Below are 20,072 nucleotides of genomic sequence, written 5' to 3'. Positions count from 1 at the left end.
CCTTCCCGTGCGGTTACAGACCCAGCTCGCGGGCGATGAGCATCAACTGGACCTCGGTGGTGCCTTCCCCGATTTCAAGGATCTTGGAGTCGCGGTAATGCCGTGCCACCGTGAATTCGTTGATGAAGCCATAGCCGCCGAACACCTGGGTGGCGTCCCGCGCGTTGTCCATGGCTGCCTCGCCTGCGACCATCTTAGCGATGGCCGCTTCGGTCTTGAACGGCTTACCGGCGAGCATCCTGGAGGCGGCGTCGTAGTACGCCAAACGGGCTGTGTGGGCCCTGGCCTGCATGCGGGCGATCTTGAACTGGATGGCCTGGTACTTGCCGATGTTCTGCCCAAAGGCGCTGCGCTCCTTGGCATACCTCACGGACAAGTCCACGCATCCCTGCGCCGCTCCGGTGGCCAGGGCGGCGATCGCGATGCGTCCCTCGTCAAGGATGGAGAGGAAGTTCGCGTACCCGCGGCCGCGTTCCCCCAGCAGGTTGGCTTCAGGAACCCGAACGTTGTCCAGGGTGAGCGGGTGGGTGTCGGAGGCGTTCCAGCCCACCTTGTTGTACGGCTTTTCCGCGGTGAACCCGGGGGTGTCCGTGGGCACCAGGACGGTGGAGATTTCCTTCTTGGTGCTGCCGTCGGCGTTTTCCTTCTGCCCCGTGACCGCAGTGACGGTGACCAGGGTGGTGATGTCCGTGCCGGAGTTGGTGATGAACTCCTTGTTCCCGTTGATGACCCATTCGCCGTTCTCCAGATGGGCATTGGTCTTGGTGCCGCCGGCATCGGATCCGGCTTCGCGTTCGGTCAAACCGAAGCCGGCCAAGGAACGCCCGGAGGCCAACTCCGGCAGCCACTGTTCCTTCTGCGCATCCGTGCCGAAGCGGTACACCGGCATCGCGCCCAGCGATACGCCGGCTTCGAGGGTGATAGCCACGGACTGGTCCACCCGCCCCAGCTGTTCCAGCGCCAGGGCCAGCGCGAAGTAGTCTCCGCCCATGCCGCCGAACTCCTCGGGGAACGGCAACCCAAACAGCCCCATCTCCCCCATCTGCTTGACTACCTCGTACGGGAAGCTGTGCTCTTCGTCATGCTTGGCCGAGACGGGCGCAACCACCTCGTCGGCGAACTCGCGGACGGAGTCGCTGAGGTCCTGGTACTCCTCTGTTAGCCCGTAAGTGCTGTTCATTTCAAAGGTGCTCATGGCTGGACTTCCTTGTCTGTGTTCTTTCCGGCCGCGCTTTCAGGGGCGACGGGTACGTGAATGGTGGCGAGTACCTGGTCTGCTTTGACCAGGTCCCCGGGTTTGCTGCTCAGATGGACAGTTCCGGATACCGAGGCCACCAGTTGGTGCTCCATCTTCATCGCCTCCACGGCCAAAAGCACTTGGCCTTCCTCTACGGAATCTCCGTTGGCCACGGACACGGACACCACGGTTCCGGGCATCGGCGAGCGCACTTCCGGGTCCGCGGCCCCTTCGTCCCGCTGGATGCCGGCGAGCACCCGCCGCAGGCGTTCAGCCCGGTTCAGGACCTCAAGCCGGCAGGACCAGCCATCGTTGCCTACGTGGACGGCGTCGACGGCCACGCCCACCGCGAAGGTGACGGGACCGTCGTCGAACTCCACAACAACGGTGTCCGCACTGCGGTTCAGTACCTTGACGCGGGCAGCGGCGCCGGCACCAGAGCCGTGGTCGACGGTGGCTGTCACGGTTCCGCCCTCCTCGGTGATGGACACTGTGGCGAGTCCACCACCCGGGACCCCCAGCGTGGTAGTCCACGCCCCGCGGCCACCTACGCGCCAGCCGTCGGGAGTCTTCCACGCGTCCCCCGCAACCGCAGAGCCCGTGCGTTCAAGCCACAGCGTAAGAGCGGCGGCGATCAGTTCGCGGAAGCCGGCATGCCTGAACTCCATGGTCGGCAGTTTGCGCTCAATCAGCCCGGTGTCGAGGCGCCCTGCCCGGACGTCGGCATCGTTGATCAGCAGGCGCAGGTACTCAACGTTGGTGTCCACGCCCAGCAGGGTGTACCGGCCAAGGGCAGCGTCCAAGGTGTCCAGCGCCGCGGCCCTGTCCACCCCCCACGAAATGACCTTGGCGAGCATGGGATCGTAGTCGCCCGTGATCTCCAGCCCGTCCCGCATGGCGGAGTCGATCCGCACGTTGGCGTGGGCTTTTTGCTGACCCGACACGGCGGGGTCCGCGGCACCATGCTCGGCAAGCCCAACAATCCGGCCCATGGACGGCATGAAATTCCGTTCGGGCACCTCGGCGTAAACGCGCGCCTCTACGGCGTGGCCTTTAAGTACGACGTCGGCCTGCGCTACGGTGAGGACCTCGCCGGCGGCGATCCGCACCTGCCATTCAACGAGGTCAATGCCGGTGACCATTTCCGTGACTGGATGCTCCACCTGCAGCCGGGTGTTCATTTCCATGAAGAAGAACTCGTCAGGGTGTTCATCGGACACCAGGAATTCGACGGTCCCCGCGCCGCTGTAGTTGACCGAACGTGCTGCGTTGCAGGCTGCCTCACCGATCCGCGACCGCTGTGCAGCCCCGTCCTTCATCGATTCGAACAAGGCCGAGGGGGCCTCTTCGATAACTTTCTGGTGACGCCGTTGCAAGGAACACTCGCGCTCGCCCAAGTGGATGACGTTGCCGTGGTTGTCCGCCAGGACCTGGACCTCGATGTGGCGGGGCGCCCGGATGAGCCGCTCCAGGAAGAGGGTGTCATCCCCAAAGGCGGATGATGCCACACGCCTTGCCGTGAGCAGGGTGGCAGCCATGTCCTCGATACGTTCCACCACATGCATGCCCTTGCCTCCACCACCTGCCGACGGTTTGATCAGCAAGGGGAAACCGATGCCCGATGCAGCGTCCAGCAGCTCCTGGTCCGTGAGTCCGGGCTTGGCGATCCCAGGCACACAGGGAACGTTGTAGGCCGACACATGGTTCTTGGAGCGGATCTTGTCCCCCATTACTTCGAGGGCGCCGACTCCCGGCCCGATGAAGGTGATCCCTGCGGCGTCCAGCGCCTTGGCGAACTCCAGATTCTCGGACAGGAAGCCATACCCCGGGTGAACCGCCTCCGCCCCGCTTCGACGGCATGCGTCGATGATGGCGTCGATCTTCAAGTAGCTCTCGGAGGGTGCCGTGCCACCAATGGCGACGGCGGTGTCAGCGAGGGCCACGTGCTTGGCATCCTTGTCCGCGTCCGAGTACACGGCGACGGAGCGGATGCCCAGCTCCTTCAAGGTCCTGATGACCCGGCAGGCGATCTCACCGCGGTTGGCAACGAGCACGGAACCGAGGGGGTGGGCTGTGGATGCCGGGCTGGGTGGGGCTGTGGCTGTTGTTGGCAGGCTCATGGTCACATCCTGAAGAGACCGAAGGAGGTCTCGGGCAGTTGTTGGCGGGAGACGACGTCCAGGGCCATCCCCAGGACTCGCCGAGTGTCGGCGGGATCGATAATGCCGTCGTCCCACAGCCGGGCTGTGGAGTAATAGGGACTTCCCTGATCCTCGTATTGCTGCTTGATAGGAGCTTTGAAGGCTTCCTCGTCTGCGGCGGACCATTCCTGTCCGGCTGCCTCGTATTGGTCCCTTTTGACCGTGGCGAGGACGCTGGAGGCCTGGTTTCCGCCCATGACGGAGATGCGGGCTGCGGGCCACATCCACAGGAACCGCGGTGAGTAGGCCCGGCCACACATGGAATAGTTGCCGGCGCCGAAGGACCCACCGATGACCACCGTCAGTTTGGGCACCCTGGCCGTGGCTACCGCGGTGACCATCTTGGCGCCGTTCTTGGCGATGCCACCTTGCTCGTAGTCCTTGCCCACCATGAAACCGGAGAGATTCTGCAGGAAGATCAAGGGAATTCCGCGCTGGTCGCAGAGCTCGATGAAGTGCGCGCCCTTGAGGGAGGACTCGCTGAAGAGAACACCGTTGTTGGCCACGATGCCCACTGGATGCCCGTGGAGGTGCGCGAATCCAGTGACCAAGGTGGTGCCGTAGTTCTTCTTGAACTCATGGAATTCGGAACCATCCACCAGCCTGGCAATGACTTCGCGGACGTCATACTGGGCGTTGACGTCCGTGGGAACCACACCGTAGATCTCTGAAGGGTCGACGACGGGCGGCAGGACGACGTCGAGCACGTCCCAGGCCGGCTGCGCCGGCTTCGGCAACGTCGCCACGATGTCCCGTACGATCTCGAGGGCGTGCTGATCGTTCTCGGCCAGGTGGTCCGTGACCCCGGAAATCCGGGAGTGGACGTCGCCGCCGCCCAGCTCCTCGGCAGTGACAATCTCGCCGATTGCAGCTTTCACCAAGGGCGGACCACCCAGGAAGATGGTGCCCTGATTCCGCACGATGACTGTCTCGTCGCTCATGGCCGGCACATAGGCACCGCCGGCAGTGCACGAGCCCATCACGGAAGCGATCTGCGGGATCTTGGCTGCGGACATCCTGGCTTGGTTGTAGAAGATCCGCCCGAAGTGTTCTTTATCCGGGAAAACCTCGTCCTGTTTGGGCAGGAAGGCTCCGCCGGAATCCACCAAGTAAATGCAGGGAAGCTTGTTCTCCAAGGCGATTTCCTGAGCCCGGAGATGCTTCTTGACGGTCATCGGATAGTAGGTGCCGCCCTTGACCGTTGCGTCATTGGAGATCACCAGGACGTGCCGGCCATGGACCAGGCCAATGCCTGCAATGACCCCGGCCCCTGGGGAATCGTCGTTGTACATGCCGTTGGCAGCCAAGGGCGCAATCTCAAGGAACGGACTGCCGTCATCCAGCAAGTAGTCGATGCGTTCCCTCGGCAAAAGCTTTCCGCGGGCGATGTGCCGTTCCCGTGACTTGGCCGGGCCGCCGAGGGCCGCCGTCGCCAAGCGATCCTTCAGTTCTGCCACCAAAGCCAGTTGCGCATCCTGGTTGGCTTCATAGGTGCCGCTGGCGGCTCCCGCAAGGCTGGCGATTGTCTCCATCGACCCCTGTTCCATTCCCGGCCACAGGCCATTTCGGTTAGTGCCGCGTAACTGAAATTTAGGTTAGTCTTTATTAACTGTGATGTCCAGCACAGCAGGGCCTTATCGGTCAGGCGTGCCGGGACTGGCGCCAAGGAGGAGAACGTGACCGGAGGCCGGGAAACAAGCACTGAGGGAACCCGTGGCGCCGCCACCCAACGTGGCCAGGCTAAGGAGCTCCGACGGCTGGCTCTGTTGTCCGCGGCCGCGGGACTTTTTGCACAGAATGGCTTCAACAGAGTCTCCCTTGAGGATTTAGGTGCCGCGGCGGGCGTCAGCGGCCCCGCTGTCTACCGGCATTTCCCCGGCAAGCAAGCAGTCCTTGGAGAGCTTCTGCTCAGCGTCAGCCGCGACCTTATGGAGGGCGGATTGCGGGTGGTTTCCGCATCGGGCGATCCCCGCTCTGCGCTCAAGGGGCTCATCCAATTCCAGGTTGATTTCGCGCTCAGCAATCCGGACGTCATCCGCGTCCAGGACCGGGACTTCGGAAGTCTCAGCGACGCCGACCAGGCAGAAGTGCGATCCCTTCAGCGCAAGTACGTCGAAACGTGGGTTGACGTCCTGGCCCGCATCCACACGGACGCAGATGTCCCCGGGCTCAGGGTCCGGGCGCACGCGGCCTTTGGGTTGATCAATTCCACACCCCATTCGGTGCGCCACCACGGCAGGAAGATCGCGGTGAAGTCTGCCAGGCCCATCCTGGAACAGATGGCCTTGGCGGCTCTGACTTCAGCCTGAACGGTCTATCTTCCGGGAGGTTTGAGCCGCCTTCCATCTACGGCCTCATATTGTCGGACCCCCCTGACATCATGTTTTTATGGAAGATCAAGGGCAGTTATCAGCACTCAGGGCGGAATCGTCCCCTGCGGTGGCTGCCCTGACCGCTGCCCGGTCACGACGCTTCTTGAGCAGGCCGGAATTGCATAAGGCCGGGTTCAAGGATTCGACGGCGACCGTCACCTGGGTCGGTGGGTTCCACGCCGCCGGGCTGCTCAACGGCAGAACCAAGTTCGCCCGGGCTTCATCGCTAACGGGCCCCGCCCCGGCCGACGTTTCGGCCCAAAATACAGGATCGATCCCTAAACCTCAGCGGAATCCCCGGACCAGCCTTGGCTTCACGTCGGCTCAGCCAGTCCAACGTTTCGACACTCAGCGTCCTGACCCCACTGCCGCTGACAGGCTGAACCTGACAGAGCTTCTTAACCACAGCGCTGCACTTCTGGACTCCGCACGCTTGTCCGCCTCGGATGAGGCTTCCCTGTTGGGGTTTGTTGAGGCTGCTGATTTTGCCGGCAAGGTCGAGGAGATTTCCCGATCGGTGGAGTACTTACAGATCGTCGCAGCCCAGGCAGTGGAACGGACCCGGATTGAGGCACAAAACTCCCGGCCGGGGTCCTCGGCAGCAGCGCCGGAATGGCGGACCGGCTGGACGGAAGCACCCGAAGAGCCAACGAGTGGAACCGGCACCGGCACAACAGTTCCGGATTCAACGGTTCCGGAGGCACCAGTTTCCGCTGGTGAAGCACGTTCCACCAACGCACTGTCCGTGGATGGGTCCGGGTCCAAGGCCAGTGTTTTGGATGACGGGTACCGGAACGCGGCAGAGTTCCTGCGGGCCCGGTTGCGGATCGGCATCGGCGAAGCCCGGCGACGGCTCGCCCTCGCCCCCGAGGTCCTCCCCCAAAAGAGCATGACCGGGCAGGAAATCCCGGCCCGCCGCGGAATGCTCGCCGAGGCCCTCGGATCGGCTTTGGTGCCGTCCCGGTCCGCGACCATCATCAGCACCGCCCTGGACAAAGTCCGGAACCTCACCGACGAAGACACCACCACCCGGATGGAACACGCCCTGACCACCACCGCCACCGAAACCGACCCGGACTTCGTCACCACAATGACCAAACGCTGGGCCGACAGGATCGACCACGACGGCCCCGAACCTTCCGAAGAAATCCTCCACCAACTCCAAGGCGCGTTCCTCCGCCGCCGACGCCGCCACGGACTCCACCACCTCGAAATCTTCGCCACCGACGAACAAATCGAAACCCTCACCACCACCATGAACGCCGCCACCAACCCGCGACTCACCAACAGCACCAGCACCAGCAGCAACAGCACCGGCACCGGGCCTGGCACCACGGACAACACCGATACCGGGCACAGCCCAGACAACGGCACAGGCACAGGCACAGTCACAGGCCCGGACCTGGACCGCCGCTCCCGGGCACAGAAACTCCTCGACGGCCTCACCGGCGCCTGCGCCCTCGCCATGACCACCGGGAAAGTACCCTCCAACGGCGGACTCCGCCCCCAACTCACCGTCACCATCGACCACCGCGACCTCCTCGAACAACTCACCGGCACCGGCCACCACCAGCCCGGCACCAGGACACAAACCGGGACAGGCACCGGCACCGCCACGTTCATAGGGACAGGCACAGCCACCGGCATAGGAACAGGCACCGATCGCTTGAACACAGGCACCGCCACATTCACCGGCCCAATGCACCCCACCACCATCCGCAAAATAGCCTGCGACGCCGACATCATCCCCGTCCTGCTCGGCAGCGACTCCCGCGTCCTGGACATCGGCCGAACCACCCGGATCTTCCCACCCCACATCCGCAAAGCCATCACCGCCCGCGACCAAGGCTGCGCCTTCCCCGACTGCACCATGCCCGCACCCTGGTGCGAAGCCCACCACACCACCTACTGGACCCACGGCGGCACCACATCAACAGAAAACGGCACCCTGCTCTGCAGCCACCACCACCTCATCCACAAAGAACAACGGCGGATCGACATGACAACCGGGGTCCCCTGGTTCATCCCCCCACCCCACATCGACCCCCACCAAACACCCCGACGCAACCACCACCACCACACACCCCACAAAACATGAACCCGCCCGACAGAGGTGAGCAATGAGGACTGACTCAACAAACGGTGTGTTGGTCCAGGCCTGATGCTGGGTGCGTCCGGTTGTGCTGCGTAGGTCCAAGTTGTGCCAGGGCAAAAGAAGCTGCCCGGCAAACTGCCGAGCGGGAGGCAACCCGTTGGGTCGTATGCGTGTATGCCCTTGGGGCGTTCGAGTCTTCCTAGGACTCTCAGGGCCAGCCTGTGAGGCTGTTTTCTGCCGCGGAGCCGCCTAGGCTGAAACTCAAACCTTGCTGACCCTGCTCGGCAGCTGAATCGACAGGGCGACAAGGTCTACGCCCAGCCACAATCAAGGAGCACACCATGAGGATTGCCGTCACCGGCGGAAGCGGAAAACTGGGCAGGAGCGTGGTCCGGCGACTCACGCAGGATGGCCACAAAGTGCTCAACATTGACCGTGCCGGCACCCGTGGCAAGGGCTACGTCAACGTGGATCTCCGCAACTACGGGCAGGTCCTGGACGTCATCATGGGCCTGGATGACCAACATGACGGCCTGGAGGCAATAGTTCACCTAGCTGCCATCCCGGCCCCGGGGCTGGCCCCCGACGCCGCGATTTTCGAGAACAACATGGTCTCCACCTACAACGTCTTCCAAGCGGCACGGCGGGCGGGCATCAAAAAGGTGGTCTATGCCTCCAGCGAGACCGTACTGGGCCTCCCCTTCGACGTCGTCCCTCCCTACATTCCCGTGGACGAGGAGTACGCGGCCCGACCGGAAAGCACCTACTCCCTGGTCAAGCACCTCGAAGAGCAGATGGCGATCCAGCTCACCCGATGGGACCCGGAGCTGAGCATCACGGCGCTGCGCTTCTCCAACGTCATGGACCCGGAAGACTACGACGCCTTCCCGTCCTTCGACTCCGATGCAACTCTGCGCAAGTGGAACCTGTGGGGCTATATCGATGCCCGGGACGGTGCCCTCGCCGTAGTCCGCGCCCTTGAGCACGGGGAACCGGGCTTCGAGACCTTTATCATCGCGGCGGCCGATACTGTGATGGGCCGAAGCAGCGCCGAACTGGCCGCGGAAGTCTTCCCCGGCGTCGAGGTCCTCAAGGAACTGGGGCAGCACGAAACGATGCTGTCCATCGACAAGGCGCGAAGGATGTTGGGCTTCGAGCCGGAGCACAGCTGGCGCAACGTCCACTCCAACCGCACCACGCCAACTGAAGATTGACCGCTGTCCCCTGACGCGCGACGACCCACCCCCTAACCGCAGTTTCCTGCAAGCACTCGTAAAGGGATGGGCCGGCGCAGCTTGGAAGCGTCAGATCATTGTCATGACCATGGCGGGATCGGACAGGATAGCTCCGAGGTCAGCGAGGAACCGTGAACCCTGCTCGCCATCCACCAGGCGGTGGTCGAAGGACAGGCTCAGCGACATGACCTGCCGGACGGCGAGTTCGTCGTTGACCACCCAGGGAGCTTTACGCACAGCGCCCAGGGCGACGATGGCGGCTTCACCTGGATTGAGGATGGGTGTCCCGGCGTCGATCCCGAACACGCCAATGTTGGTGATCGAGAGGGTGCCACCGGAAAGATCCGACGGCGACGTCTTGCCTGCACGTGCCGTGTTGGTCAGTTCAGTCAGTGCCGTGGCGAGTTCACGCAGCGTCAGTTGGTCTGCGTCCTTGATGTTCGGGACGGTCAGGCCGCGGGGTGTTGCAGCCGCAATGCCAAGGTTGACGTAGTTGAACTGGACAATCTCCTGGTTCGCCTCGTCCCAGCGTGAGTTAAGCGTGGGATGACTGCGCAGCGCCACCAAGATGGCCTTGGCCGCGATGGTCAGCGGCGTCAGCTTGAACCCATCGAACGCCTTGTTGCCCTTGAGCCTGCCCAGCAACTCCATGGTTGCTGTGACGTCGATGGTCAGGAACTCTGTAACGTGCGGCGCGGTGAACGCGCTCTGGACCATGGCGGCGGCAGTGAACTTCCGCACACCCTTGATGGCTGTGCGCGTTTCCTGCCCGCCCCTCACTGGTTGAGCTTCGGATGCGGTTTCCGGAGGACCTGTGAAGGCTTGGACGTCCTCGCGGGTGATGAGCCCGCCGGGTCCCGTGCCCGGAACCTGTTCCAAGTCGACACCAAGGTCGCGTGCCAGCTTGCGCACGGGCGGGGTGGATCGGGGCCTTTCGGCGCCTGCCGTTTCTGATTCCGGCGCAGCGACGGGCGCCGCCTGTGGTTGCCCAGAGACAGAGGTTCCTGGGCGGGCCTCCTGAACCTGGCCACGGGCGCGCCGGGTCGGCCGACCGGAATGTTCGACGACGGCACCGTACCCCACCAGGTTCGGCTCACGTTTTGCAGGGGCCCCCACCGCGTCAGCGCCGCCTGCGGCCGCAGAACCATTCGCGGAAGTCTCGACGGCGGCCCTGTTGCCAGCGGCTGGGGCGCTGCCTCCATTGGAGGATCCGGCGTCGTCCACCTCAAAGGAGACAATCCGCTTACCGACCTCCACCACCGTCCCGGGCTGCTCGTGAAGCGCCGCCACGGTTCCGGCGAACGGAGACGGCAGTTCCACGACTGCCTTGGCGGTTTCCACCTCGGCGATGACTTGGTTCAGGGTGACAGTGTCCCCCACTGCCACCTTCCAACTGAGGATTTCCGATTCCGTCAGGCCCTCGCCAAGGTCCGGCAGCCTGAATTCCTTGATCATGGTGGCGGTCATCCTTCCAGTCCACTCAGCGAGTTTGGGCGGCCCAAGGCGCGGTCGACGCCGTCGAGGATCCTGTCCAGATCCGGCAAATGGTGCATTTCAAGCTTCGAATAGGGGTACGGAACATCGAAACCGGTAATGCGGACGGGGGCAGACTCCAGATAGTGGAAGCAGCGCTCGGTGATGCTGGCAGCAATCTCTGCGCCGAGGCCACCGGACTGGCCGGCCTCGTGGGTGATGACCAGTCGGCCCGTCTTGCGGACAGAAGCCTCCACCACGGGATAGTCCACGGGAGCCAGGGAACGGAGGTCGATGACCTCCACGGAAATGCCTTCATCTGCCGCTGCCATGGCGGCGTCCTTCGCGGTTTTCACCAAAGGACCGTATGACACCAAGGTCACGTCCGTGCCGGTGTTCACCACAGCAGCCCTGTCCAGGGGAAGGGCTGTGGAAAGGTCAAGGCTTTCGTCCACGTCGCCCTTGTCGTGGTAGCGGCGCTTGGGTTCGAAGTAGAGGACGGGGTCATCGGAGGCAATGGCCTGCTGGATCATCGTGTAGGCGTCCTGCGGATTCGACACCGCTACTACCCGCAGCCCAGAGGTGTGGGTGAAGTACGCCTCAGGCGATTCGGAGTGATGTTCAGGAGATCCGATGCCGCCGCCAAAGGGAACCCGGATGGTGATGGGCATCTTGACCCGGCCCTGGGTGCGGTAATGCATCTTGGCTACTTGGCTGACGATCTGGTCGAATGCGGGGTAGATGAAACCGTCGAACTGGATCTCGCACACGGGACGGTATCCGCGGTACGCCAAACCCACCGCGGTGCCGATAATGCCGGATTCGGCCAGCGGCGAATCGATCACCCGGTGCTTTCCAAAGTCCTTTTGGAGACCGTCCGTGACACGGAAGACACCACCGAGCGCACCGATGTCCTCTCCCATGAGGACCACTTTGGGATCGTTTTCGAGGGACTTGCGGAGGCCGGCGTTGATGGCCCGGGCAAACGTGAGCTTGGACATCAGAGTGCACCTTCCTCGACAGGCTGGTTGAAGCTGTTCAGATAGCGCGAGTAGTGGTCCTTCTGCCGTTCAATCCAGGAATTTGGTGTGCTGTACACGTGGTTGAAAACATCCAATGGCTGCGGGTCCGGCATATCGATGCAACTGGAACGGAGCTCGGCGGCCACGGCATCGGCCTTTGCCTTAACACGGGCGGCCACGTCTTCAGTCAGCAGTCCCTTGGCTTCCAGGAGCTTGTGCAGCCTCAGGATCGGGTCCTTGGCTGCCCAGTCTTCCAGCTCGTTGGGGTCTCGGTACCTGGTGGGGTCATCGGCAGTAGTGTGCGGACCCATGCGGTAGGTAACAGCCTCGATGAAGGTAGGACCGCCGCCCTTGCGTGCCCGATCCAGGGCAACCCGGGTTGCAGCCATGACGGCCAGGACGTCGTTGCCGTCAACCCGCATACTCGGAATACCGAACCCGGTAGGCCTGTCAGCCAATTGAACATGCGATTGGATGCGGACAGGCTCGGAAATGGCCCAGTGGTTGTTCTGGCAGAAGAACACCACGGGGGCCTGGTAGCTGGCCGCGAACACCATGGCTTCGTTCACGTCCCCTTCACTGGTGGCACCGTCGCCGAAGTAGGCAAGAACAGCAGTGCTCGCACCGTCCAGCTGGACGCCCATGGCGTAGCCGGTGGCGTGCAGGCTCTGGGATCCGATGATGATCTGTGGCGTGGCCACGTTGATTCGCTGGGGGTCCCAACCATAGGAGGCATTGCCTCGCCACACTCTGGCGATCTCGGAGAGGTGGGCGCCCCTGACGTATGCCACGCCGCTTTCACGGTAGCTCGGGAAGACGAAGTCGTCGTCGCGCAGCGAGCGGCTTGAGCCGATCTGGGCCGCTTCCTGGCCAAGGAGCGGCGGCCACAATGCCAACTCTCCCTGGCGCTGCAGTGCCGTTGCCTCGGCGTCGATACGGCGGATGACGGTCATGTCCTCATACAGGGAACACAATTGCTCGTCGCCGATGTCCCTAACCCAGACGTCGAATTCTGGATGGCTGATGCGGTCGCCTTCCGGAGACACCAGCTGGAGCAGATCGCCGCCAGTCCGCAGGGGATTTTGTGCACTTTGTCCTGGGCCCGGAGTGCCTTGATGCACTCCCTTGCCCGCCTGATCCGTCAACACAGGTGATCGCAACCTTCCGGCTCGGTTTCGTCGGCGCTGGCTGGACTTGTGATCCTGCCGCAGACCGGCCCTCCGGCACCTTCGCCGGAGTTAATTGTGACCCTACTCACAAGAGGCATCGGGTACAACTACCCCGGCAGAAGTTGAGCATTGTGCCCTGTTTTGAGGGTTGGAGGCGTGCTAATCTTGCGCATTATGCAACCCTTGGATGGCACTGACACCCGGCTCCTTTCGGCCATGGCGAAGGACCCCCGCGGGACAGTGGTTGCCCTCGCCCAAAAGTTGGGTTTGTCCCGCAACACGGTCCAGGCCCGCATGGCCCAACTTGAGAAGAAGCACGCGTTTCTTTCCTTCGAGCGGAGGATCAACCCGGCCGCACTCGGCTACCCGCTGACGGCATTCATCACAGTCCATGTACAGCAGCAAAAACTCGCCTCCCTCGCCCAGGACCTCGCGGACATACCGGAAATCCTGGAAGGTTTTGGCCTGACGGGTTCAGCGGACCTGCTGCTGCGGGTCGTTGCCTTGGACGCGGAAGACCTCTACCGAATCAACGGAAAAATCCTTGGCTGCGACGGCGTGGAACGGACGGATACCGCACTGGCGATGCGGGAAATGATCCCGTACCGGGTGCAACCATTGCTCGGCAGGGGCTCCGGAGCCTGAAATCGCTTCTCACCTGCGGTTATTCCGGGCGTAGTACTTGCCCGGGGAACCTGCATGCGATTTGATGCAAGAGGACGCAACGGGGGCCGGCCAGAGGTCCCCGGCAAGGTGGTGGCGCTGCCGGAGGCTGCCGAAAGGGGCACGATCGTGAGCAACCCGCAAGAACCCAACCAGCCCGGGAACAACCAGCCCGGACAGAACCCTCCCCCGATTCCACCCGGGTACCCGCCGCAGACCGGCGCCTCACCGCAGTGGCAACAGCCGCCGTCGACCACTGCTCCACAGGCGGGCAACCCGCAGTACGCGGCTCCCGGCCAATACCAGCAGAACCCATACCCACAGACCCAGAACCCGTACCCGCAGGGTCAGTACCAACCCGGCCAGTACGCACCTGGCCAATACGGCCAGCAGCCCCCAAGGAAGAGCCGAAAAGTCCTCTGGATCGTGCTGAGCATTGTTGCGGGCGTGATCGTGCTTGCGGTGGTAGGTGTCCTTTTGCTGGTCAACCTCGTGGGCAACGCCACGTCCAAGGCCAGGTCCCTCGCCGACGAATTCACCAATCTTGTGGTCTCCGGGCAATCGGAGCAGGCCTACGACAATTACCTCAGCCAGCCATTAAAGGACGAGCTGGACAAGCAGTCGTTCGTGGACGGCATTGCCAGCCTGGAACTGGATAGCTCGTGCAAGCCCAACTACAACTCGGTGAGCGTGAACAACAACAACGGCAACAACAAGGCCGATCTCTCCGGTACCTTGCAATGCGACGCCAAAACCATTGACCTCCAATACGTCTTCGAAGGCACCAGCGACCTCAAGATGAGCAGCATCCGCCTCCGCCCATAGTTACCGGAAAATATTTCCGGACTTTCACCCATCCACCTGCGCATATGGTCCGAATCACTGCTTGAGAGCCCCACTCGGGGCTCAGCAGGACGGCCGGGAAATCCGGCCACCATCGGAAGGTTCGGACCAATGCGTACTTCGCCCAATCGCTTGATCGCCACCATCTTCGGAGCCGTTTACCTCTTGGTAGGCGTCCTCGGATTCTTCGTCACCTCGGGAGTCGGCTTCTTCGCCACCGAGGGCGCCAACCTGATCATCTTCGCCGTGAACCCGCTTCACAACATCATCCACTTGGCCATTGGCGCTGCGCTGCTTTACTCCGGCATGAACAGCGTCACGCTGTCCAAGTCCGTCAACACGGCCGTCGGTGGCGTTTACCTGCTGGTAGGCATCCTTGGACTGTTCCTTGTGGGCTCCTCGCTGAACATCATCGCCCTCAACGGTGCGGACAACGTCCTGCACCTTGCCAGTGCCGTCGTCCTGCTGGGCGTCGCACTCTCCCAGGACAAGGCCGCTGTAGCTTCCGCCCGCGCCTGAGCAACACCTGAGCCGCGACTGAACACCAACAACGAGCCAGAGGACGGCAACAGCCATGGAACGCAGAAACCACCCCACGCTGAGCGCAGCGACCCTGCTGTTCGTATACTTCGCAGCGATGGCCGCCGGGATGGTCGAGCTTTCCCTTGCTGCCGGGTACCTCACCGGATCCGTGACCTCTGGCCCGGCGATTGCCGGTGCCGCAACCCTCGCAGGAGGCCTGGCCTTTTTGGCCTGGTCACTGTGGGGGCTGCACCGCAACACCTTGGTATTCTCCCGATACGCGCTTCCGGTCCTCGCGGTGGCGGCAGCTGCGCACCTTGCTGCCACCGTCACCGGCGTCACCACCCAACGCTCACTCGATGTGAGCCACTTTGCCGCCCTCGGCCTGACACTCATGGCACTTGCCGGAGCGGGATGGCTGAGGCGGCAGCACAAGACCAACGACGGCGGCGCCCACGGCCAGCCAAGGACCGGGCGGCTTCTGGCAGCCGCGTTCGGAGCCGCCGTCGTTGTTGCTTCAGTTGCAACACCAGGCCTGGCCGCGTCGATGGCGGGACAGCACGCTGTCCCGCACGGTGAGCACGGCCAGGCCCCACACGAGGAAAGCGGCCAGGGCTCCAATCCCGCCCTGGACCCGGGTCACCACCACTAGGCGGTGACCGGACAGGCGCACCATCGACACTGCCCACTGTTGATGGTGCGCCTTGTTCGTGGATCATGGAGCCATGGATCCCATCGAGGCGCTCGACGAAATCTCCTTTTGGCTCGAACGAAGCCAGGCCCCGTCCTTCAAGGTCCAAGCCTTCCGGAAAGCGGCCGACGCCGTCCGGCAGCTTCCGCCCGAACAACTGCCGACGCTGATCCGGACGGGACGGATTACCAGTATCAAGGGCATCGGCAACCGCAGCGCAGAAGTCATCACCCAGGCATTGGAAGACAGGGTCCCGGACTACTTGGCCGACCTGCGCGAACGCGGCGCAGAGGCGCTGACATCCGGCGGCGACACCCTGCGGGCCGCCCTGCGTGGAGACCTTCACAGCCACAGCAACTGGTCCGACGGCGGATCGCCGATCGAATCCATGGTTGCCGCCGCACGGACACTCGGCCGCGAATATCTTGCCCTGACCGACCACTCCCCCAATCTCACCATCGCCAATGGACTTAGCGTCGAACGCCTTGAGCAGCAGCTTGGCGTAGTGGAGGGGATCAACTCATCGCAGGATGGCTTCCGGCTGCTCAAAGGCATCGAGGTGGACATCCTTGAGGACGGGACACTGGACCAGACACCCCGCATGCTGGGCCGGCTGGACGTTGTGGTGGCGAGCGTCCACTCCAAGCTTCGGGCTGAGAAGAAGACCATGACCAAGCGAATGCTGGGCGGTATCAGCGATCCGCACACCAACGTCCTGGGGCATTGCACCGGCCGCCTCGTCCAGGGATCACGGGGCACCAGGCCCGAGTCCGAATTCGATGCCGCCAAAGTCTTCACGGAGTGCGCAGAGTGGGGTGTCGCCGTCGAGATAAACTCGCGCCCCGAACGGCAGGACCCGCCGGACAACCTGATCAAGCTTGCCCTGGACGCAGGCTGCCTGTTCAGCATCGACAGCGACGCCCATGCTCCCGGCCAACTCGATTTCCTGCAATACGGGGCGGAGCGCGCCGAGGCCCTGGGCGTCCCGAAGGAACGGATCGTCACCACGTGGCCGCTGGAACAGCTGACGGAGTGGCTGAGCCTGAAGAAGTAGGTGCTCAGCGCACGCTGAAAGGGACTCCCCCCGCGACTGGCAGGAGGAGCCCCTTTTCTTGGTGCGGTGGCGCCTGTTAGTGGTCCACGGCCTTCTCTGCACCGACGCCGGTCAGCGAGCGGACTTCCATCTCCGCCTGCTTGGCCGGATCTTCGCGCCGCTTGTCCAGGACCGTCCCGAGCCACCCCAGGAAGAATGCCAAGGGAATGGACACGATGCCCGGGTTGCTCAACGGGAACAGTGCGAAGTTTGCTCCGGGGATCATGGAGGTCTTTGCGCCCGAGACCACCGGAGAGAAGGTGATCAGCAAGATGGCCGCAGCCAAACCGCCGTACATGCTCCACACCGCACCCTGTGTAGTGAACTTCTTCCAGAACAGGGAATAGACAATGGTTGGCAGGTTCGCGGATGCTGCCACCGCGAAGGCCAGTGCCACCAGGAACGCAACGTTCTGGCCGTTGGCAAAGATGCCGCCCAGGATCGCGAGGACACCGATCACCACTACCGTGCGACGTGCCACCTTCACTTCGGTGGTTGCGTCGGCCTTGCCCTTGGAGATGACGTTCGCGTAGATATCGTGGGCGAAGGAAGCTGCCGCGGTGATAGTCAGGCCAGCTACGACCGCCAGGATGGTAGCGAAGGCGACGGCCGAAATAAAGCCCAGAAGCAGTGGTCCGCCGAGGTGGAAGGCCAGCAGCGGAGCAGCGGAGTTCACGCCGCCGGGTGCGGACTTGATGGTTTCAGCACCCACCAGGGCTGCTGCGCCATAGCCGAGCACCAGGGTGAAGAGGTAGAACAGGCCGATCAGCCAGATCGCCCAGACAACGGACTTCCGGGCTTCCTTTGCTGTTGGAACTGTGTAGAAGCGCATCAGCACGTGGGGCAGGGCCGCTGTTCCGAGGACCAACGCCAAGCCAAGCGACATGAAGTCGAGCTTGGACGTTTCCGTCTTGCCGTACTGCAGGCCAGGGTTGAGGATGTTCGGGTTGTTGGCGGCTTCCGCAGCGGAGCCCAACAGGTTGGACAGGTTGAAGCCGTAGATAGCGAGCACCATGGCCGTCATGACGGCGGCCCCGGCGATCAGCAGGATAGCTTTGATGATCTGCACCCAGGTGGTGCCCTTCATTCCTCCGATGAGGACGTACATGATCATCAAGGCACCGACGACGATAATCACCAGCGCCTGTCCACCCCAATCGCTGATGCCCAAGAGGAGCGAAATCAGGCTGCCTGCTCCCGCCATCTGTGCGAGGAGGTAGAAGAAGCAGACCGCCAGCGTCGACAGAGCTGCCGCGATACGGACCGGTCGCTGGCGCAACCGGAAGGAGAGGACATCAGCCATGGTGAACTTGCCGGTGTTGCGCAGCAGCTCCGCCACGAGCAGCAGGGCCACGAGCCAGGCGACGAGGAATCCGATGGAGTACAGGAAGCCGTCGTAGCCGTTGATGGCGATGGCGCCGGTGATGCCCAGGAACGAGGCTGCGGACAGGTAGTCGCCTGCGATGGCGGTGCCGTTCTGCGAACCCGTGAAGGAACGGCCGGCGGCGTAGTAGTCCGCTGCGGTTTTGTTGTTCCGGCTGGCCCGGAAAACGATCACCATGGTGACCGCAACGAACAGGGCAAAGATGCCCATGTTGAGCAGGGTGGTGTCCTTCAGCGCTTCGACATTGACTGCGGGGACCATGGTGTTCATTTGGCTGCCCCGCTGATCACATTGCCGTCCTTATCGAAATCGTGGCCCTCAATCTCGTTGCGGATCTCAGCCGCGATCGGGTCCAGCTTTCTGTTGGAGTAGCTCACGTACCACGCCGTGATGCCGAACGTGGTGACGAACTGGAGCAGGCCAAGGATCAGGCCGACGTTGATGTTGCCCCAGACCTTGATGGACATGAAGCCGACCGCATAGTCGGCCAAGAGGACATACGCGAAATACCAGAGCAGGAATACGACGGCCATCGGGAAGACAAAGCTGCGGTGCCGCTTGCGCAGTGTCTTGAACCGTTCCGTCTGCTGGACTTCCTGGAAGTCCACGGACGCCGTTGCGTCCTGGGGTTGGGCCTCATTACCCATGGTTCCTCCTGAGTGTGATGTGTCCACATCAGCTGCACATGCGTTGCCAACGTGACTGCAATCACTATCGAACGCGGCCCTGCGCCTGTTCCAGAGGATCGCCCAATGCCGTCGCTCAACGGTTGCGGCGCTGCGCCAAACGGTGGGATGTGAGGGAACATGCGGGACAACAGGCCGCGATGCGGAAAAGTGTCCGGCTACGCTGGCCCTATGCCAGATTCCCCGCTCTTCACAGCCGCCGCGGTCGCCGTGATCGTGCTGGCCATCGCCGTCGTCGTGGGCGTTGGCCTGAAAGTGATCCGTTCCTTCCGGGATCTGGGCACGGATGCAGAGCGTGCCACCTACAACACGCTGCACGCGGCCTCGCGGGCCGGGCAGCACCTCCGGGGCGGCCTCCAGCCTGCCGGGGCAGCCAAAGCCAGCAAGCAACTGCGGGTGCTGCTGGGCTGTGATGCCCTGGCGATCACGGACACAGATTCGGTGCTCGCCTGGGATGGTGCTGCCGAGGAGCTCAGGCCTTCCCTCATGCGCCTCGCTGAGGAGGTGCTCGCCACCGGGCGAACAGCCGTGGTGCCCCATGCCGGGCAAGGACCCCACGCAAAAGCCGAGCACGGAAACCACGGGTTCAGTGCCGTGATTGCTCCTATCCGGGCCGGCTCCAGGGTAGTTGGCTCAGTGGCCGCCCTCGCGCCAGCGGCAGGGGCGGGACTGGTAAGAGCCACCTCCGAGGTTGCCGATTGGATTGCCGCCCAACTGGAACTGACCGAGCTGGAGGCTTCGAGGACCTTGCTGATGGAAGCGGAGGTACGGGCCTTGCGTGCGCAGATCAGCCCGCATTTCATCTACAACTCCCTGAATGCCATAGCATCGTTCATCAACACCGATCCTGCACGGGCCCGTGAGCTTGTGGTGGAGTTCGCCGACTTCACCCGGTACTCGTTCCGGCGGCATGGCGACTTCACCACAGTGGCCGAGGAACTGCGCTGCATCGACCGTTATCTGCTGCTGGAACGCGCGCGGTTCGGCGAGCGCGTCCAAGTCAGCCTACGGATCGCGCCCGAGGTCCTCAGCACGGTCATTCCATTCCTCAGTCTCCAACCGCTGGTGGAGAATGCGGTCCGGCATGGCTTGGAGGCCAAGGAGGGCCCCGGACACATCACCATTTGCGCCAATGATTCCGGAGCATTTGCTGAAGTCACCATCGAGGACGACGGCGTCGGCATGGATCCCGAGCACCTGCGGTCGGTGCTCGCCGGCCACGCAGACGGCGACCATGTGGGTCTTCGGAATGTGGACGCCCGCTTGCGGCAGGTGTATGGGGACGAGCACGGGCTGGTCGTTGAAACTGCCCCCGGCGAAGGAACCCTGATCACCATGCGGGTGCCGAAGTCCCAGCCCGACCACGACGCCTAAGGCGCCGGTTAG

The 20,072-nt window shown here is 63.2% G+C and carries 17 protein-coding genes; 9 read left to right on the top strand and 8 right to left on the bottom strand.

Annotated elements, in window-relative coordinates; all coding sequences use genetic code 11:
* Positions 1-13: 13 nt before the first annotated feature.
* Genes J3D46_RS12560 through J3D46_RS12550 form a run of 3 tightly spaced genes read right to left on the bottom strand, consistent with a single transcriptional unit; the run spans position 14 to position 4,970 of the window.
* Positions 14-1,195, bottom strand: a complete 1,182-nt coding sequence (locus tag J3D46_RS12560; RefSeq protein WP_253467548.1) for an acyl-CoA dehydrogenase family protein — start codon at positions 1,193-1,195, stop codon at positions 14-16.
* Positions 1,192-3,357, bottom strand: a complete 2,166-nt coding sequence (locus tag J3D46_RS12555; RefSeq protein WP_253467545.1) for a biotin carboxylase N-terminal domain-containing protein — start codon at positions 3,355-3,357, stop codon at positions 1,192-1,194. Before J3D46_RS12555 ends, J3D46_RS12560 begins: the two co-directional genes overlap by 4 nt.
* A 2-nt stretch (positions 3,358-3,359) precedes the next feature.
* Positions 3,360-4,970, bottom strand: coding sequence for a carboxyl transferase domain-containing protein (locus tag J3D46_RS12550; protein ID WP_253467542.1), 1,611 nt, complete (start codon positions 4,968-4,970; stop codon positions 3,360-3,362).
* Positions 4,971-5,114: 144 nt separating this feature from the next.
* Here J3D46_RS12550 and J3D46_RS12545 point away from each other — a divergent pair, with 144 nt between their 5' ends.
* The 3 genes from J3D46_RS12545 to J3D46_RS12535 all read left to right on the top strand — a co-directional run bounded on the left by J3D46_RS12545 (position 5,115) and on the right by J3D46_RS12535 (position 9,119).
* Positions 5,115-5,747 carry a TetR/AcrR family transcriptional regulator gene (locus tag J3D46_RS12545; protein ID WP_253467539.1) on the top strand — a complete coding sequence of 211 codons (633 nt, stop codon included), beginning with the start codon at positions 5,115-5,117 and terminating at the stop codon, positions 5,745-5,747.
* Between the two features lie 79 nt (positions 5,748-5,826).
* A complete protein-coding gene (locus tag J3D46_RS12540) occupies positions 5,827-7,908 on the top strand; it encodes an HNH endonuclease signature motif containing protein (RefSeq protein ID WP_253467536.1) in 2,082 nt (693 codons plus the stop codon).
* A gap of 338 nt (positions 7,909-8,246) precedes the next feature.
* The gene (locus tag J3D46_RS12535; protein WP_253467533.1) at positions 8,247-9,119 is read left to right on the top strand and encodes an NAD(P)-dependent oxidoreductase; all 873 of its coding nucleotides are present in this window, start codon (positions 8,247-8,249) and stop codon (positions 9,117-9,119) included.
* 90 nt (positions 9,120-9,209) lie between these two features.
* Here J3D46_RS12535 and J3D46_RS12530 read toward each other — a convergent pair whose 3' ends face one another.
* Genes J3D46_RS12530 through pdhA form a run of 3 tightly spaced genes read right to left on the bottom strand, consistent with a single transcriptional unit; the run spans position 9,210 to position 12,783 of the window.
* A complete protein-coding gene (locus tag J3D46_RS12530) occupies positions 9,210-10,607 on the bottom strand; it encodes a dihydrolipoamide acetyltransferase family protein (RefSeq protein WP_253467530.1) in 1,398 nt (465 codons plus the stop codon).
* The gene (locus tag J3D46_RS12525) at positions 10,604-11,614 is read right to left on the bottom strand and encodes an alpha-ketoacid dehydrogenase subunit beta (RefSeq protein ID WP_253467527.1); all 1,011 of its coding nucleotides are present in this window, start codon (positions 11,612-11,614) and stop codon (positions 10,604-10,606) included. Before J3D46_RS12525 ends, J3D46_RS12530 begins: the two co-directional genes overlap by 4 nt.
* Positions 11,614-12,783, bottom strand: a complete 1,170-nt coding sequence (pdhA, locus tag J3D46_RS12520; protein ID WP_231342180.1) for a pyruvate dehydrogenase (acetyl-transferring) E1 component subunit alpha — start codon at positions 12,781-12,783, stop codon at positions 11,614-11,616. Before pdhA ends, J3D46_RS12525 begins: the two co-directional genes overlap by 1 nt.
* 195 nt (positions 12,784-12,978) lie before the next feature.
* Between pdhA and J3D46_RS12515 the strand changes: the two genes are divergently transcribed.
* The 5 genes from J3D46_RS12515 (at position 12,979) to J3D46_RS12495 (ending at position 16,577) form a co-directional block, all read left to right on the top strand.
* Complete coding sequence (locus tag J3D46_RS12515; RefSeq protein WP_231342184.1) at positions 12,979-13,449, top strand: Lrp/AsnC family transcriptional regulator; 471 nt, start codon at positions 12,979-12,981, stop codon at positions 13,447-13,449.
* A gap of 147 nt (positions 13,450-13,596) precedes the next feature.
* The gene (locus tag J3D46_RS12510; RefSeq protein WP_231342178.1) at positions 13,597-14,292 is read left to right on the top strand and encodes a hypothetical protein; all 696 of its coding nucleotides are present in this window, start codon (positions 13,597-13,599) and stop codon (positions 14,290-14,292) included.
* 129 nt (positions 14,293-14,421) lie between these two features.
* Positions 14,422-14,829: a DUF4383 domain-containing protein gene (locus J3D46_RS12505; RefSeq protein ID WP_231342176.1), complete on the top strand. Its 408-nt coding sequence runs from the start codon at positions 14,422-14,424 to the stop codon at positions 14,827-14,829.
* A gap of 55 nt (positions 14,830-14,884) precedes the next feature.
* Positions 14,885-15,484 (top strand): hypothetical protein, encoded by a 600-nt coding sequence (locus J3D46_RS12500; protein WP_231342169.1) that lies wholly within the window; start codon positions 14,885-14,887, stop codon positions 15,482-15,484.
* A 73-nt stretch (positions 15,485-15,557) separates the two neighbouring features.
* Positions 15,558-16,577: a PHP domain-containing protein gene (locus J3D46_RS12495; RefSeq protein WP_253467522.1), complete on the top strand. Its 1,020-nt coding sequence runs from the start codon at positions 15,558-15,560 to the stop codon at positions 16,575-16,577.
* A 76-nt stretch (positions 16,578-16,653) separates the two neighbouring features.
* On the opposite strand, the gene J3D46_RS12490 is transcribed toward J3D46_RS12495, so the two are convergent.
* Both J3D46_RS12490 and J3D46_RS12485 read right to left on the bottom strand, forming a co-directional pair.
* Positions 16,654-18,270, bottom strand: coding sequence for a cation acetate symporter (locus J3D46_RS12490; protein WP_231342167.1), 1,617 nt, complete (start codon positions 18,268-18,270; stop codon positions 16,654-16,656).
* Complete coding sequence (locus J3D46_RS12485; protein WP_231342166.1) at positions 18,267-18,647, bottom strand: DUF485 domain-containing protein; 381 nt, start codon at positions 18,645-18,647, stop codon at positions 18,267-18,269. The genes J3D46_RS12490 and J3D46_RS12485 overlap by 4 nt, the downstream gene beginning before the upstream one ends.
* A gap of 210 nt (positions 18,648-18,857) precedes the next feature.
* Between J3D46_RS12485 and J3D46_RS12480 the strand changes: the two genes are divergently transcribed.
* Positions 18,858-20,060 (top strand): sensor histidine kinase, encoded by a 1,203-nt coding sequence (locus tag J3D46_RS12480; protein WP_231342165.1) that lies wholly within the window; start codon positions 18,858-18,860, stop codon positions 20,058-20,060.
* Positions 20,061-20,072: the final 12 nt, after the last annotated feature.

Source organism: Paenarthrobacter sp. A20 (assembly GCF_024168825.1).
Taxonomy (GTDB): Bacteria; Actinomycetota; Actinomycetes; order Actinomycetales; family Micrococcaceae; genus Arthrobacter.
Note: the sequence above shows the minus strand (reverse complement) of the source record. Positions and strands in the feature narration are given on the sequence as shown.